General features: G+C 57.3%; 14 protein-coding genes. 10 read left to right on the top strand and 4 right to left on the bottom strand.

The genetic code is table 11. The features are described from left to right. Positions 1–7 precede the first annotated feature (7 nt). A complete protein-coding gene (locus OE750_RS00545; protein ID WP_263760280.1) occupies positions 8–244 on the top strand; it encodes a YdcH family protein in 237 nt (78 codons plus the stop codon). Here the strand turns inward: OE750_RS00545 and OE750_RS18145 are convergent. The 3 genes from OE750_RS18145 to OE750_RS00560 all read right to left on the bottom strand — a co-directional run bounded on the left by OE750_RS18145 (position 241) and on the right by OE750_RS00560 (position 3,853). After that, positions 241–1,056 (bottom strand): alpha/beta hydrolase, encoded by an 816-nt coding sequence (locus OE750_RS18145; protein WP_318527955.1) that lies wholly within the window; start codon positions 1,054–1,056, stop codon positions 241–243. The genes OE750_RS00545 and OE750_RS18145 overlap by 4 nt on opposite strands. Next, the gene (locus OE750_RS00555) at positions 1,056–2,447 is read right to left on the bottom strand and encodes a helix-turn-helix domain-containing protein (protein ID WP_263760282.1); all 1,392 of its coding nucleotides are present in this window, start codon (positions 2,445–2,447) and stop codon (positions 1,056–1,058) included. The genes OE750_RS18145 and OE750_RS00555 overlap by 1 nt, the downstream gene beginning before the upstream one ends. Before the next feature lie 191 nt (positions 2,448–2,638). Further along, positions 2,639–3,853 (bottom strand): multidrug effflux MFS transporter, encoded by a 1,215-nt coding sequence (locus tag OE750_RS00560; protein ID WP_263760284.1) that lies wholly within the window; start codon positions 3,851–3,853, stop codon positions 2,639–2,641. Positions 3,854–4,040: 187 nt separating this feature from the next. On the opposite strand from OE750_RS00560, the gene OE750_RS00565 reads away from it, so the two are divergent. From OE750_RS00565 to OE750_RS00595, 7 genes are all read left to right on the top strand, one after another. After that, complete coding sequence (locus tag OE750_RS00565) at positions 4,041–5,573, top strand: acyl-CoA carboxylase subunit beta (RefSeq protein WP_263760286.1); 1,533 nt, start codon at positions 4,041–4,043, stop codon at positions 5,571–5,573. Positions 5,574–5,582: 9 nt separating this feature from the next. Beyond that, positions 5,583–5,993: a DUF6497 family protein gene (locus tag OE750_RS00570; RefSeq protein ID WP_263760288.1), complete on the top strand. Its 411-nt coding sequence runs from the start codon at positions 5,583–5,585 to the stop codon at positions 5,991–5,993. Positions 5,994–6,207: 214 nt separating this feature from the next. After that, on the top strand, positions 6,208–6,357 hold the full coding sequence (locus OE750_RS00575; protein WP_263760290.1) for a hypothetical protein: 150 nt from the start codon (positions 6,208–6,210) through the stop codon (positions 6,355–6,357). A gap of 81 nt (positions 6,358–6,438) precedes the next feature. After that, the gene (locus OE750_RS00580; protein WP_263760292.1) at positions 6,439–6,810 is read left to right on the top strand and encodes a hypothetical protein; all 372 of its coding nucleotides are present in this window, start codon (positions 6,439–6,441) and stop codon (positions 6,808–6,810) included. A gap of 337 nt (positions 6,811–7,147) precedes the next feature. Continuing rightward, positions 7,148–7,354, top strand: a complete 207-nt coding sequence (locus OE750_RS00585) for a hypothetical protein (protein ID WP_263760294.1) — start codon at positions 7,148–7,150, stop codon at positions 7,352–7,354. 143 nt (positions 7,355–7,497) lie between these two features. Then, complete coding sequence (locus OE750_RS00590) at positions 7,498–9,543, top strand: acetyl/propionyl/methylcrotonyl-CoA carboxylase subunit alpha (RefSeq protein WP_263760296.1); 2,046 nt, start codon at positions 7,498–7,500, stop codon at positions 9,541–9,543. Positions 9,544–9,639: 96 nt separating this feature from the next. Then, positions 9,640–10,140, top strand: coding sequence for a hypothetical protein (locus OE750_RS00595; protein WP_263760298.1), 501 nt, complete (start codon positions 9,640–9,642; stop codon positions 10,138–10,140). Between the two features lie 4 nt (positions 10,141–10,144). Here OE750_RS00595 and OE750_RS00600 read toward each other — a convergent pair whose 3' ends face one another. Next, positions 10,145–10,594 (bottom strand): DUF4174 domain-containing protein, encoded by a 450-nt coding sequence (locus tag OE750_RS00600; protein WP_263760300.1) that lies wholly within the window; start codon positions 10,592–10,594, stop codon positions 10,145–10,147. Between the two features lie 175 nt (positions 10,595–10,769). Between OE750_RS00600 and OE750_RS00605 the strand changes: the two genes are divergently transcribed. Then, positions 10,770–11,714, top strand: a complete 945-nt coding sequence (locus OE750_RS00605; RefSeq protein ID WP_263760302.1) for a hypothetical protein — start codon at positions 10,770–10,772, stop codon at positions 11,712–11,714. Beyond that, on the top strand, positions 11,680–13,806 hold the full coding sequence (scpA, locus tag OE750_RS00610; protein WP_263760304.1) for a methylmalonyl-CoA mutase: 2,127 nt from the start codon (positions 11,680–11,682) through the stop codon (positions 13,804–13,806). Before OE750_RS00605 ends, scpA begins: the two co-directional genes overlap by 35 nt. The last annotated feature ends 9 nt before the right edge of the window (positions 13,807–13,815 follow it).

Genomic DNA, 13,815 nt, shown 5'->3' on the forward strand with positions numbered 1-13,815 from the left:
GCAGCCCATGTCACACACACCTCACGAATTGCAGGACGAATTTCCGGAATTCGCCGATAAGCTAAGTGAATTGAAAGCGTCTGATGCGCATTTTGCCCGACTTTCCGAGGAGTACTACGAAGTGAACCGTGCAGTTCACCGAGCGGAAACCAATGTGGAACCAACGGACCAGTTTGCCGAGGAAGAAATGCGCAAGAAACGTGCGGCCTTGAAGGACCAGATTTACAAGATGCTGTCAGCCTAAAGGCGACCTGACGCTTCAATGAAGCGCCAGATCTCTTGGAGCACACCGGAGCGCCAGAGATTTGTGTGGCCAGCGCCTTGAACAGCGAGGAATTTTTTAGAATTGGCAGGGGCGGCGGAGAATATCTGCCGCCCCTGTTCTATCGGGATGAGGTTATCGTCTGTACCATGGATAACAAGAAGCGGCGCGTTGAGCGCTTTTGCGTCTCTCAGGCTTTCCCATGGTGAGGTGAGAAATTTTGTGAGCGGAGCAAGCTTGGGGGAGGTATTGAGCGCGACATCGGAGATAGAGGTGAAGGGCGCTTCGAGCACAACGGCGGCGGGGCGCGGCTGCACTTCCGAGGCCATGAGACCCACGATGACAACCCCTGTTCCAAGACTCTCGCCGTAGAGCACGCGCGGGGCATCGGACGGGAGCACTTTGTGCAGATCGCGGTAAAGCGCACGCACATCCGAGACGATGGCTTTTTGGGAGGGCGAGCCTGTGGAGCCGGAGGAGCCGCGGTAGGCCATGGCCACGAGGCCGTAGCCTTGGGCAAGCATATGCTGAAAGCGCGGCGCGCGCATGGCGAGGTTACCTGCGTTGCCGTGAAAGTAGAGCACAACGGGTTTGCCCGCGCGCGGCGGCGCAACCCATGTGACGAGTTTAGCGCCTTCGGTTTCAAAAATTTTTTCGGAGATTGTGGACAGGCCTGCGGCCTTGGGGCTGATCCGGTGGCTGTCAAAGGGATAGAGCATGCGCTCTTCCAGTAGGCCGACGATTGCAACGCCGCCGAGGCTGAACAACAGTGCAAAGGCTGCGAGGCGCAGCATCAGCCGACCTCATAGGGGAGCACACCGCGACTGTCGGGGTTGATTGTCAGGCGACGCTCAAGCGGGGGCACGGAGCGTTGGTGACAGGTTGTGCGCTCGCAAATGCGACAGGAAATACCAATTGGCTCGAAGCTTTGTTTCTCGCTCACATCGAGGCCGTCGGCGTAGACGATATCGCTGGCGTGGGTCACTTCACAGCCAAGCGCAATGGCAAAGCGGCGCGTGGGCGCCCCGAACTGGCCGCCCGTTTTGCTCACATCGCGTGCGATGGATATGTAGCGCACGCCATCGGGGGTTTCGGCGAGTTGACGCAGGAAGCGCCCCGGCGTTTCAAACGCGCGGTGCACATTCCAGAGGGGGCAAGCTCCGCCGAAACGGGCGAATTGCAGCCGTGTGGCGGAGTGGCGTTTGGTGATTGTGCCTGCCTGATCGACGCGCACAAAGAAAAACGGCACACCCTTGGCGCTCGGGCGTTGCAAGGTTGAGAGGCGGTGGGCGACCTGTTCGATGGACGCACCAAACCGGCGCGCGAGCATTTCGAGATCATGACGGGTTTCACGGGCGGCAGCGAGGAAGGCCGTGTAGGGCATAAGCGCGGCCCCCGCGAAGTAATTGGCGAGGCCGATTTTGGCGATGGTGCGGGCCTCGGTTGAGTGAAAGCGGGCGAGATCGAGCGTGGCCTCGATGAGCTTGTCTTGCTTTAGCAGGGCAAGCTGGAGGAGCAGTTGGAAGTTGCGTGTGCCGAGGCTGGCGCGGGTTGAAATGGTGAGGGTGCGGGTTTCGCGATCAAAGTTGCGCAGCTCGGCGCGGTCAAGCTCGTGCACGGTGATGCCCTCGTCGCGCAAGGCGCGCACGGCGGTTTGACGAATATCACTGCTTTGGGCGGCGAAATGTTCGGCGGCGCGGTCGACTGCATCGATGTAGTTGTCGCAATAGTGAAAAAAATCGCGCACCTCGTCCCAGGGGCTGGCTTGGGGACGGGCATCTTCGCGGCCCAAGGCCTCGTCGAGCGAGGCGAGACGCTCGTGAGTTTGGCGGTAGGCGTTGTGCAGAGCGAGGAAGGCGCGCGCGAGGCCCGGAGCATTGGAGGCGGTGAGGCGCAGATCGGCCAAAGGGGGCGGATCATCGGCAAAGACCGGATCGGCCATGGCTTCGCGCATGTCAGACACCAGCCGCTCGCTATCGGCTGATGTCAGCTCGGTGACATCAAAGCCGAACTCTTGGGCGAGGCCGAGCACCACGGTTGTAGAGACGGGGCGTTTGTTGTTTTCCATCTGGTTAAGATAGGGGAGGGAGACGCCGAGCTTTTGGGCGAAATCCTTTTGGGTGAGGCCGAGGCGGCTGCGGGTTTCGCGCAGTTTGGCGCCTGCGTAGAGTTTTTGCTGGGGCATGGGGCTCACTTGGATTTGCAAATTAGCTATGTGGCGAGTGTGCCTTTGCAAAACCGTTGTTGCAAGATGCTGGTTTCGAATTTTCGCTCCGCGAAAATCCGACCGTCCGGGGTTGGTCTCTAGACACAGGCCAAGCTGGGGGCCAGCCCCCAGACCCCCGGGATATTTCTGGCAATAAGAAAGAGTGAACGTCAGAGACGCAGGCGTTTTTCGCGGCGGATGACCAATATGATGACGCTGAGGGCAGCGATGCAGCTGAGCATCATGAGGGCGATGAGCGGCAGGTCGCTTGAGCCTTCTTTAAGGAGCGCGCCTGCGACTGCGGAAAGGGCGGCGCCACCGCCGATCATTATGGCACTGCCGAGGCCTGAGGCCGTTCCTGCGAGGTGTGGGCGCACGGAGAGCATACCGGCTTGGGCGTTGGGAATAACCATGCCGTTGCCGACCCCGAGGATCATGACGCAGCCGAAGAACGCGGCGGGAGAGCCTGCGCCGGACAGGCTGAGAAGGAGGGCGGGCGAAAGAGCTGTCGCGCAAATGATATTGCCCCAGAAGATCATCGGGTTGATGCCTATGCGGGCTGAAAAGCGGGCGGTGATGAAGTTTCCGAAAAAATAGCCGACGCCGGGAGCGGCAAAGTAGAGGCCGAGCTTGTCGGGGCTGAGCCCGTAAACCTGCACGCCGACAAATGGCGCGCCGCCGAGATAGGCAAAAAACGCGCCTGAGGAGAAGGCGGATGCCATGCAGTAGCCCCAGAAACGGGGGGATTTGAGCAGCTCGGGGTATTCGGCAAATTGCTGGCGCAGGGTGTTATCACTAGGCGGGGCCGTTTCGGCAAGGTCGAACCATGTGACGACAAAAAGTGCTACGCCGCAGGCCAGAAGCATCCAGAAGCTTGCGTGCCAGCCATACCAGACTTCCAGTATGCCGCCGATGGCCGGGGCAATCATGGGGACAAGGGACATACCCATCGTGACATAGCCGATCATCGAGGCGGCCCTGTCTTGTGGATAGATGTCACGCACCACGGCGCGCGCCAGCACCATTGCAACGGCGATGGTGGCCTGAAGCATGCGGAAGACCATGAAGACTTCGGCGCTTTGCGAGAGCAGGCAGCCGAGGGTTGCGAGGATGAACAGGCCAAGCCCCCAGAGGATCACGACACGGCGGCCGTATTTATCGGAGATCGGGCCAATGAAGAGCTGCAAGAAGCCGTTGATTGCCAGATAGAGCGCGACCGAAAGCTGCATGAAGGCATATTCGGTATTGAAATAGGCCGTCATCCCGTCCAACGAGGGCAGGAAGATGTTCATGGCCAGCGCTGAAAGACCCGTGAGGCAAACCAGCGTCATGATATGGGGCGGTGTCGCCTTATCAAAAAAGCGACTCTTGGGGAGTTCTTGCATTGTTAAGGACTAGGCCGCTCCTACGTGGAAGTCCAGATGGCGCAAGCAGATGTGAAGGGATAAGGTTAAGTTTGCAGTTATGCAATTTGCCAAAACTATTCTGACGTATGTTTGCAAATTTGCTGGTTTGGGCTTTTTCGGTGGCCGATAGCCTATTATAGAGGGGAAAACCATAAGGGGACGTATGATGAAAGACATTCTCCAGAAGCTCGAAGATCACCGCGCAGAAGCGTTGCTCGGTGGTGGCGAGAGGCGGATCGCGGCGCAGCATTCCAAAGGCAAGCTGACAGCGCGCGAGCGGGTCGAGCTTTTGCTCGACGAGGGCAGCTTTGAAGAATTTGATATGTTCAAAACCCACCGCTGCACCGATTTTGGTATGGAAAAACAGAAGCCTGCGGGTGATGGCGTAATCACCGGTTGGGGCACGATCAATGGCCGTATGGTCTATGTATTCTCGCAGGATTTCACTGTATTTGGCGGCTCTCTAAGCGAAACGCATGCCGAAAAGATCTGTAAGATCATGGATATGGCGATGCAAAACGGTGCGCCGGTGATCGGGATCAACGACTCGGGTGGCGCGCGTATTCAGGAGGGGGTTGCCAGCCTTGCGGGCTATGCCGAAGTGTTTCAGCGCAATATCATGGCTTCGGGTGTCGTGCCGCAGATCAGCTTGATCATGGGGCCATGCGCAGGCGGTGCGGTCTATTCACCTGCGATGACCGACTTTATCTTTATGGTCAAAGACAGCTCTTACATGTTTGTCACTGGTCCTGATGTTGTGAAAACGGTCACCAACGAAGTTGTCACGGCGGAAGAGCTTGGCGGTGCTTCGACACATACCAAGAAGTCGTCGGTTGCTGACGGCGCCTTTGAAAACGACGTGGAGGCGCTGGCCGAAGTGCGGCGCCTTGTTGACTTTCTGCCGCTCAACAACCGCGAGAAGCCGCCTGTACGCCCATTCTTTGACGAGCCGGGTCGCGCCGAGGCCAGCCTTGATACCTTGATCCCCGAAAACCCGAACCAGCCGTATGATATGAAAGAACTCATTCACAAGCTGGCCGATGAGGGCGACTTTTATGAAATTCAGGAAGATTTCGCCAAGAATATTCTGACAGGCTTCATCCGTTTGGAAGGGTCCACCGTGGGCGTGGTTGCCAACCAGCCAACGGTTCTGGCGGGGTGTCTGGATATCGACAGTTCGCGCAAGGCTGCGCGTTTTGTGAGGTTCTGCGATGCTTTTGAAATTCCGATCCTGACTCTTGTTGATGTGCCCGGGTTTTTGCCCGGCACAAGCCAGGAATATGGGGGGGTCATCAAACACGGTGCGAAGCTTTTGTTTGCCTATGGCGAGGCGACTGTGCCGAAAGTGACTGTCATCACACGCAAGGCGTATGGCGGCGCTTATGACGTGATGGCCTCAAAACACCTGCGCGGTGATTTCAACTATGCGTGGCCCACGGCCGAGATTGCTGTGATGGGGGCGAAAGGCGCTTCGGAGATCATTCACCGTGCCGATGCCTCTGACGCTGAAAAGATTGCGCAGCATGCGGCGAATTATGAAGAGCGGTTTGCCAACCCGTTCGTTGCAGCAGAGCGTGGCTTTATCGACGAAGTGATCATGCCGCAGAGCACACGTAAACGGGTGAGCCGTGCTTTTGCGAGCCTACGGGGTAAGAAGCTCGAAAATCCGTGGAAAAAGCACGATAACATTCCGCTATAAGGCCAGAGTATGCGTAGTTCTCCATGTTTTCTTCTGGGTTGTATTGGCCTGGCCTTTGCAGGCTTGCCTGCGGGTGCGCAAGGCTTGCCAAGCCTGCCTTCAGGGCTTGCACCTGTGTTGTTGGAAGAGTTCATTGAGGTAAAGCCTGACGGCATGTTCACCTATGCGCGCTTTCGTTTTGTTGCGCCCGAGATCGGGCAGAGCGGTGCACAGGACTACGAAGCACTTGTAGAGGATTTCATGATGCTGTGTCAGGATTACGCGGTGCCAAGGCTCGTGGGCAACCCCGAGCACATTGACCGTGTGATTATTTCCTATGCTGACAGGGCGCTTGAGTTTGGTGTGTCTGATGCTGACGCGACGCAGTATTTCGAGCAATTTACGCTGCAAAACGACATCTGCATATGGGAGCAGTTTTGATGCTAACACAATATGTTGCGGCTCAGAGTTTTTGCCGGAGGCTGTTTGCGGCTTTCTCGTCACAGGGTGGCGAGATCCCGCTGGGGCCATATCGGGGATTTCGCAAATCGGGTATATTACGCACATGCGCCTCATTCGGGGCGCGCATCTCATATGAGAGGCAGGACGGGGGAATTCCCCTGGTCATGTCCGAGCAAAAAAACAGGAGTAAAGAATGTCCAAGACACTTAAAGCCCTCTGCGCACTTGGCCTCGTGGCTACAGTTTCGGCCTGCGGCGGCAACAAAGCATCAGACGATGATTATGTTGTTGTTGACCCGGCACCAATCTCTGTTGAGCCAACCTACACCGGCAAATACAAGTAAGACGACCTGGGAGCGGGCTTCACAGCCCGCTCTCCCTTGGCTTTGCCAGCACAGCGCAACCTCAAACATGGAGGGCGCATCATGCTGAAGCATCGCGGCTTCCCGGGCCGGCTTTCTGGCACGGATTTCCAATTTGTCATTCGTCGTGCGAACCCTCGCGGGGTGACACCGATCACCGTGCGCGAGCGCTTTCGCGACCGCAGGCCTGCCGATAAGCGTGCGGATGTGGGGTTCATGGCTGCGCTTTGGGCGCAGTTCGGTGATGAGCCGTTCGAGCGGGGCAATCTGGATGCAGGGCGGCTCTCGTGGTTGTTCGGGCGAGAGGTTGTCGCGGCTGAAGATCCGTTTGATCCTGCGAGCTATGACGCGTTGTTGCGCATCAATGTGGATGTTGCCCAAGTGTCATTCCCCGATATTTTTGATGGCACCTACGTGGAAGAGGGGCAGGCATGATTTTGCCGATCGCCTCTTCATTTGAGCAGGGAACGGCTCATTTCCGTGCTGTTCGAACATGTCCTCTTCCGCCGCATTCGCGCTCATGCAAGGTTGCTGGAGTGATGGTTGCCCGACCTCGGGCGCAGAGTATCTTCTCTGCCTGTTACCCTTCCCCTGCAGGGCGTTGCAGCTGCCCCCAAGGCTGCGCGCCCTGCTTTTTTCCTGCCACAGGTGGCGGTAATTCGCTTAGTGGCGACTTGGCAGCGCGGCCGCTAATGTCTAGTTCTTGGCATATAGGAGTCGCAAAGACGGCTCGGAATAAATCGAGACACAAATCAAGACGAGGCAAAGAGACATGCAAACAGTTACAAAATGGGTTGCGGCCCTCAGCACGGCAGCACTTCTCAGTGGGTGCGGAGACACGTTTGGCGAGCAGGCCCTCATGGGCGGCGGAGCAGGTGTTGCGGCGGCGGCTGTCACCAAAGGCGACCTTGCCACAGGCGCAATTATCGGTGCCGTCGGCAACGTGGCCTATTGCCAGCAATACCCGTCACGCTGCTAAAGGCGTAGCGACCGCCCTGCGAGGGGCCAGAAATAACCTGAAACCAGCTTCGGAGTTTTCCGATGCTGGTTTTTTTTGTGATCAAACACATGACGAAATAAGTGCGCGCACGATAATTGCCCGCACCAAAGAGGGGACGGACCATGTTTAAGAAAATCCTGATTGCAAACCGTGGCGAGATTGCATGCCGTGTGATCAAGACCGCGAAGAAAATGGGGATCAAGACGGTTGCGATCTATTCTGATGCCGACCGTCAGGCACTGCATGTGCAAATGGCCGATGAAGCTGTTCATATCGGCCCGCCGCCTGCGAACCAGTCCTATATTGTGATCGACAATGTGATGCGCGCAATCAAGGAAACGGGGGCCGAGGCGGTTCACCCGGGTTATGGCTTCCTTTCGGAGAACGCGAAGTTTGCCGAGGCGCTTGAGGCCGCTGGCGTGGCTTTCATCGGCCCACCTGTTGGCGCGATCGAGAAGATGGGTGACAAGATCACCTCCAAGAAGATCGCTCAAGAGGCCAAAGTCAGCACGGTTCCGGGCTATATGGGGCTGATTGCCGATGCAGACGAGGCGGTGAAGATTTCAAACGAAGTTGGCTACCCCGTTATGATCAAGGCCTCCGCTGGCGGCGGTGGCAAGGGTATGCGGATTGCGTGGAACGATGAAGAGGCGCGCGAGGGCTTCCAGAGCAGCAAGAACGAAGCGGCCAACTCTTTTGGTGATGACCGTATTTTCATTGAGAAGTTCATCACCCAGCCGCGCCATATTGAAATTCAAGTGCTCTGTGACAGCCACGGCAACGGTATTTATCTGGGCGAGCGCGAATGCTCGATCCAGCGCCGTCAGCAGAAGGTTGTGGAAGAAGCGCCATCGCCATTCCTTGATGAGGCAACACGCAAGGCGATGGGCGAACAGTCTGTCGCGCTGGCGAAAGCTGTGAACTATGCCAGCGCCGGCACGGTTGAATTTATCGTGGATGGTGCCAAGAACTTCTATTTCCTTGAAATGAACACGCGCTTGCAGGTGGAGCATCCTGTGACCGAGCTGATCACGGGTGTTGATCTTGTTGAGCAGATGATCCGCGTAGCTTACGGCGAGAAGCTTGCCATGGCGCAAAAGGATGTGACGCTGACAGGCTGGGCGATTGAAAACCGTCTGTATGCGGAAGACCCTTACCGGGGCTTCCTGCCTTCCATTGGCCGCCTGACACGCTATCGCCCGCCGCAGGAAACTGCCTCTGGCCCGCTTCTCAGCAGCGGCAAGTGGCAGGGTGATGCGCCAGCGGGTGACTTTGCTGTGCGCAATGATACCGGTGTTTACGAGGGCGGTGAGATCTCGATGTTTTATGACCCGATGATTGCCAAGCTTTGCACATGGGCGCCCACACGCGGTGAGGCGATTGCCCATATGCGCGACGCGCTTGACGGGTTTGAGCTTGAAGGGATCGGCCACAACCTGCCGTTCCTTTCGGCGGTGATGGATCACGATATTTTCATCAAGGGCGAGATGACGACAGCCTTTATTGAAGAGCAGTATCCCGATGGCTTTGAGGGTGTTGAGCTGGGCGAGGATGCCCTGCGCGCGATTGCCGCCAGCGCGGCGGCGATGCACCGTGTGGCCGAGATCCGCCGCACGCGTGTTTCGGGGCGGATGGACAACCACGAGCGGGTTGTTGGTAGCGATTGGGTTGTGAGCCTTCAAGGGCAGGACTTCCCCGTGCGCATCGAGGCGGATAAGGCCGGATCGACCGTGCACTTTGAGGATGGTTCTTCGCAGCGCGTGGCCTCGGATTGGACCCCCGGCCAGCAGCTTGCGCGCCTTAGCGTGGGTGATGGCACACTGGTGCTGAAAGTTGGCAAGATCTCGGGCGGGTTCCGCATCCGCAGCCGTGGCGCTGATTTGAAGGTGCATGTGCGCACGCCGCGCCAGGCCGAGTTGGCAAGGCTGATGCCTGAAAAAGTTGCGCCTGATACGTCAAAACTTTTGCTCTGCCCAATGCCTGGGCTGATTGTGAAAATCAACGTGGAAGAGGGCGACGAAGTGCAGGACGGCCAAGCGCTTTGCACCGTTGAAGCCATGAAAATGGAAAACATCCTGCGCGCCGAGCGTAAGGGGGTTGTCTCCAAGATCAATGCGGCGCCGGGTGACAGCTTGGCTGTTGATGAAGTGATTATGGAGTTCGAATAAGTCCTATGCCCCAAAGCCCCACATATGCGTCAAGAAACCCTAAAGGTTTTGGCGTTACTCTGAGCAGGGTTTTGCCTTGCTTGGAGGGGCTTTGGAATGCGCAAATTCATAACGTGCCTTTTGGCCGCTCTGCTGACAGCAGGTTGCGAACTCGACCGCGAAGAGGATGTGAAAACGCTTTTGTCTTCAAGGCTCTATATTTTGACGACAATGCATTTTACGTCCAAGAGCAGCTGCACGGCGGCGGTGTTTACGCTGGCTCTGGGCGAGTTTCGCAAAGGGTATTATCTGGCCGAGACGCTCGACACCGCGCTGGAGCGGATACGCGATCAGGAACCGGTGCAATTTGCGCTGGAGGGATTGAACCCCAACCAGATCACCGAGGCGATCATGAGCCGCGATCTCTCAAATGGCCTGGGGTTGATCTCGTCTGGCATAGGGCCCGCGCGCGACTGCATGGATGCGAAGATTTCGCGGGGCTATTATCGCGTGCTGCTTTCGGAGCAAACACAGATGGTCTATTTGCCCGAAGAGAACGCGCTTTTGCTCCTTTATCCGCCCGAGAGGCTGGCGTTTTTTCTGCGCGGAAACGTCTGAGCCGTCAGTTTGTGCCTAAGCGCCTATCGCGCACTTCTTGCTGGCGCAAGGGGAGCTTGTCGATTGAGCGGGAGATTTCGCGCACGTTCCAGGGTAGCGGTTTGCGCAGGTATACTTGCCCGTCTTTGCCAACCAGCATCAACATAAATCCGCGCGGGCGGTATTGGGTGCGCAGCGCGCTTTTCAGGGCGGGGTCGGAATCCAGCACGATCTTCACATCACGTTCGGCCAGATCATCTGGGCGTTCGGCCAGAAGCTCGATCTGTTCGATGAACCGCGGATCGGCATCGCTTTCGGCGAAGACAATGACGAGCCTGTTTGTCCATAAAAATCGAGACAAATCTGCCTCTTCGGTGGCAACAAGCATGTCCTCAGGCAGCTCTGCACGGAGACTTTCGGCCTGTGCGAAGCTCGCGAAAAAGACTGCAATTCCAAAGCTTAAGACACGTAACATAGGCCCTCCTGTTGGCTATGATATAGGCGCTTTAACCTGCATTACGATAGAAAAAGCACCCCATCACGATTTTTCGATGCTGTTAAGTGCTTGCTTAGCATCTGTAAGCCACACTCTGTCCCAAAGAACCGGCTCTGCGCGCGAGTGCGTGCAGTCCAATGAGGGGCTGAGCAAAATGCAGATTATCTTCCATCTCGGTGCACACCGCAGTGCCACAACGACGTTTCAACACTACATGCGCAGTCATGCGGCTGGGCTCAGCACACTCGGGATCGGGTTTTGGGGGCCGCAGCGTTTGAGAGGCGGCGGTTTGTTTGACGGGCTTTATGCGGGGCCAAACGGAAGTGTGAGCGATGACGCGATCGCGGCAGCAAAACCACGGATTGCCCGTGCGCTGGCCGTAGCACACGCCCGGGGCATGCGGTACCTTGTGATCAGCGATGAAAATGCGCTCGGGTCTGTCAAAGGCAATTTGCGCCACGCTTCGCTTTACCCGGATGCATTGAGCCGCTTGCAAGGTTTTGCGCGGGCACTTGACCGCCCTGTTGACAAGGTGCTGCTCGGGATGCGCCCGCTGGACAGCTACTGGAGCTCGGCCATTGCCTATGGGGTGAAACGTGGGGCGGCTTTGCCTGACGATGTCCGGCTTGATGCCATTGCCAACAGTAAACGCAGCTGGCGCGATGTGGTTTGTGATGTGGTCGAGGCTTTTGACGGGGCTGATATCGAGCTGCACAGCTTTGCGGAGTTTGCCGATTACCCTGACACGCGCTTGGCGCTGGCGCTGGCCAGTAGTGCCACGCTGCCAACGGCAAAACGCGGGGTCAGATTGAATGCTGCGCCCGATCTTGAGGGGCTGCGCGCCTGCCTCAGTGACCGTGGCGCGACGACAAATGCGCTGCCAAGCGGAAAGGGGCGCTGGCTGCCTTTCACAGCGGCTCAAAGCGCCGTGCTTGCCGAACGCCACGCAGACGATGTGTTCTGGTGTGTGTCGGGCGCGGGCGGCATTGCCAAATGGATTGACGTAAAAGAGCCAAGAGAAGCAGGCATAAGTCTGACCGTGGCTGCAAGAAGAGGACATATCTATGACCAAGCGAGACACATGGGCCAAACAGGCTGAAAAAGAGCTGCGCGGACGCAGTCTTGAGGATCTGACGTGGAAGACGCTCGAAGACATCGAGGTGAAGCCCGTTTATTTTGAGGAAGACCTTGAGGGCATGAGCCACCTTGGTTCTATTCCCGGATTTGAGCCGTTTACGCGCGGCGTGAAATCTACCATGTATGCAGGCCGCCCTTGGACGATCCGCCAATATGCGGGCTTCTCCACTGCCGAGGAAAGCAACGCCTTTTACCGCAGGGCGCTGGCCGCAGGGCAGCAGGGCGTTTCTGTGGCCTTTGATCTGGCCACGCACCGTGGATATGACAGTGACCATCCCCGCGTTGTCGGCGATGTGGGCAAGGCGGGCGTTGCGATTGACTCGGTCGAGGATATGAAAATCCTCTTTGATGGTATTCCGCTTGATCAGGTTTCTGTGTCAATGACCATGAACGGCGCGGTAATCCCGATCCTTGCGAGTTTTATTGTGACAGGGGAAGAGCAGGGGCATGACCGCTCTGTTCTGTCGGGCACGATCCAAAACGATATTCTCAAAGAGTTCATGGTGCGCAACACCTATATTTACCCGCCCGAACCAAGCATGAAGATCATTTCGGACATCATCGAGTTTACCTCAAACGAGATGCCAAAATTCAACTCGATCTCGATTTCGGGCTACCACATGCAGGAAGCAGGCGCGAACCTTGTGCAGGAGTTGGCCTATACGCTGGCGGACGGGCGCGAATATGTGCGCGCGGCGATTGAGGCGGGGATGGATGTCGACAAATTCGCGGGGCGGCTCAGCTTCTTCTTTGCGATTGGCATGAACTTTTTTATGGAGGCCGCCAAGCTGCGCGCTGCGCGTCTTCTGTGGCACAGGATCATGACTGAGTTTGACGCCAAATCCGAGCGCTCCAAAATGCTGCGCACCCACTGCCAGACATCGGGTGTGAGTTTGCAGGAGCAAGACCCTTACAACAACGTGATCCGCACGGCGTATGAAGCGATGGCGGCTGCGCTTGGTGGCACACAGAGCTTGCATACCAATGCGCTTGACGAGGCGATTGCGCTGCCAACAGAATTCAGTTCGCGGATTGCCCGCAACACCCAGCTGATTTTGCAGGAAGAAACCGGCATCTCCAATGTCGTGGATCCGCTGGCGGGCTCTTACTATGTTGAAAGCCTCACGAGCGAGTTGGCCGAGAAGGCCTGGGCCTTGATGGAAGAAGTTGAAGAGATGGGCGGGATGACCAAGGCTGTGGCCTCGGGCATGCCCAAGCTGCGCATCGAGGAAAGTGCTGCGCGCCGCCAGGCCAAGATCGACCGTGGCGAAGAGGTGATTGTGGGCGTGAATAAATACCGCCTCGCCAAGGAAGACGCGATCGACATTCTGGATGTGGACAACGTGGCGGTGCGCGAAAATCAGGTGAAGCGCCTGGCCAGTATTCGTGCGAGCCGCGATGAGGCCGCCTGTGAAGCCGCTTTGGCCGAGCTTTCGCGCCGTGCGAAAGACGGTGGAAACCTGCTTGAAGCAGCTGTCGAGGCCGCGCGCGCGCGCGCCTCTGTAGGAGAGATCAGCATGGCTATGGAAAAAGAATTCGGCCGCCATAGAGCCGAAGTCAAGACGCTCGCGGGCGTCTATGGTGCGGCCTATGAAGGCGACGAGGGCTTTGCCAAAATTCAGGCAAGCATTGAAGCCTTTGCCGAGGAAGAAGGCCGCAGGCCACGCTTGCTTGTGGTGAAAATGGGTCAGGACGGACATGACCGTGGCGCGAAAGTGATTGCAACGGCCTTTGCCGATATCGGATTTGATGTGGATGTTGGCCCTCTTTTCCAGACTCCTGAGGAAGCTGCGCAAGATGCCATCGACAACGATGTGCATGTGATCGGAATTTCATCTCAGGCAGCGGGACACAAGACTCTTGCGCCGCAGCTCATTGAGGAACTGAAGGCCAAAGACGCAGGTGATATCATTGTCATTTGTGGTGGGGTTATTCCGCAGCAGGATTACGAGTTTCTCAAGAAAGCGGGCGTAAAGGCGATTTTCGGGCCAGGAACAAACATTCCTGAGGCGGCGGAAGATATCCTGCGGATCATCCGTGAGGCGCGCGGGTAAGAGAGCGAG

The sequence above is a fragment of the Lentibacter sp. XHP0401 genome, from assembly GCF_025751535.1.
GTDB lineage: Bacteria > Pseudomonadota > Alphaproteobacteria > Rhodobacterales > Rhodobacteraceae > Lentibacter.

Coding starts and splice junctions, on each gene's coding strand:
- OE750_RS18145 (WP_318527955.1), bottom strand. CDS start 1,056: ATGCTGCGCCTCGCAGCCTTTGCACTGTTGTTCAGCCTCGGCGGCGTT.
- scpA (WP_263760304.1), top strand. CDS start 11,680: ATGACCAAGCGAGACACATGGGCCAAACAGGCTGAAAAAGAGCTGCGC.
- OE750_RS00565 (WP_263760286.1), top strand. CDS start 4,041: ATGAAAGACATTCTCCAGAAGCTCGAAGATCACCGCGCAGAAGCGTTG.
- OE750_RS00580 (WP_263760292.1), top strand. CDS start 6,439: ATGCTGAAGCATCGCGGCTTCCCGGGCCGGCTTTCTGGCACGGATTTC.
- OE750_RS00555 (WP_263760282.1), bottom strand. CDS start 2,447: ATGCCCCAGCAAAAACTCTACGCAGGCGCCAAACTGCGCGAAACCCGC.
- OE750_RS00605 (WP_263760302.1), top strand. CDS start 10,770: ATGCAGATTATCTTCCATCTCGGTGCACACCGCAGTGCCACAACGACG.
- OE750_RS00545 (WP_263760280.1), top strand. CDS start 8: ATGTCACACACACCTCACGAATTGCAGGACGAATTTCCGGAATTCGCC.
- OE750_RS00570 (WP_263760288.1), top strand. CDS start 5,583: ATGCGTAGTTCTCCATGTTTTCTTCTGGGTTGTATTGGCCTGGCCTTT.
- OE750_RS00585 (WP_263760294.1), top strand. CDS start 7,148: ATGCAAACAGTTACAAAATGGGTTGCGGCCCTCAGCACGGCAGCACTT.
- OE750_RS00575 (WP_263760290.1), top strand. CDS start 6,208: ATGTCCAAGACACTTAAAGCCCTCTGCGCACTTGGCCTCGTGGCTACA.
- OE750_RS00590 (WP_263760296.1), top strand. CDS start 7,498: ATGTTTAAGAAAATCCTGATTGCAAACCGTGGCGAGATTGCATGCCGT.
- OE750_RS00560 (WP_263760284.1), bottom strand. CDS start 3,853: ATGCAAGAACTCCCCAAGAGTCGCTTTTTTGATAAGGCGACACCGCCC.
- OE750_RS00600 (WP_263760300.1), bottom strand. CDS start 10,594: ATGTTACGTGTCTTAAGCTTTGGAATTGCAGTCTTTTTCGCGAGCTTC.
- OE750_RS00595 (WP_263760298.1), top strand. CDS start 9,640: ATGCGCAAATTCATAACGTGCCTTTTGGCCGCTCTGCTGACAGCAGGT.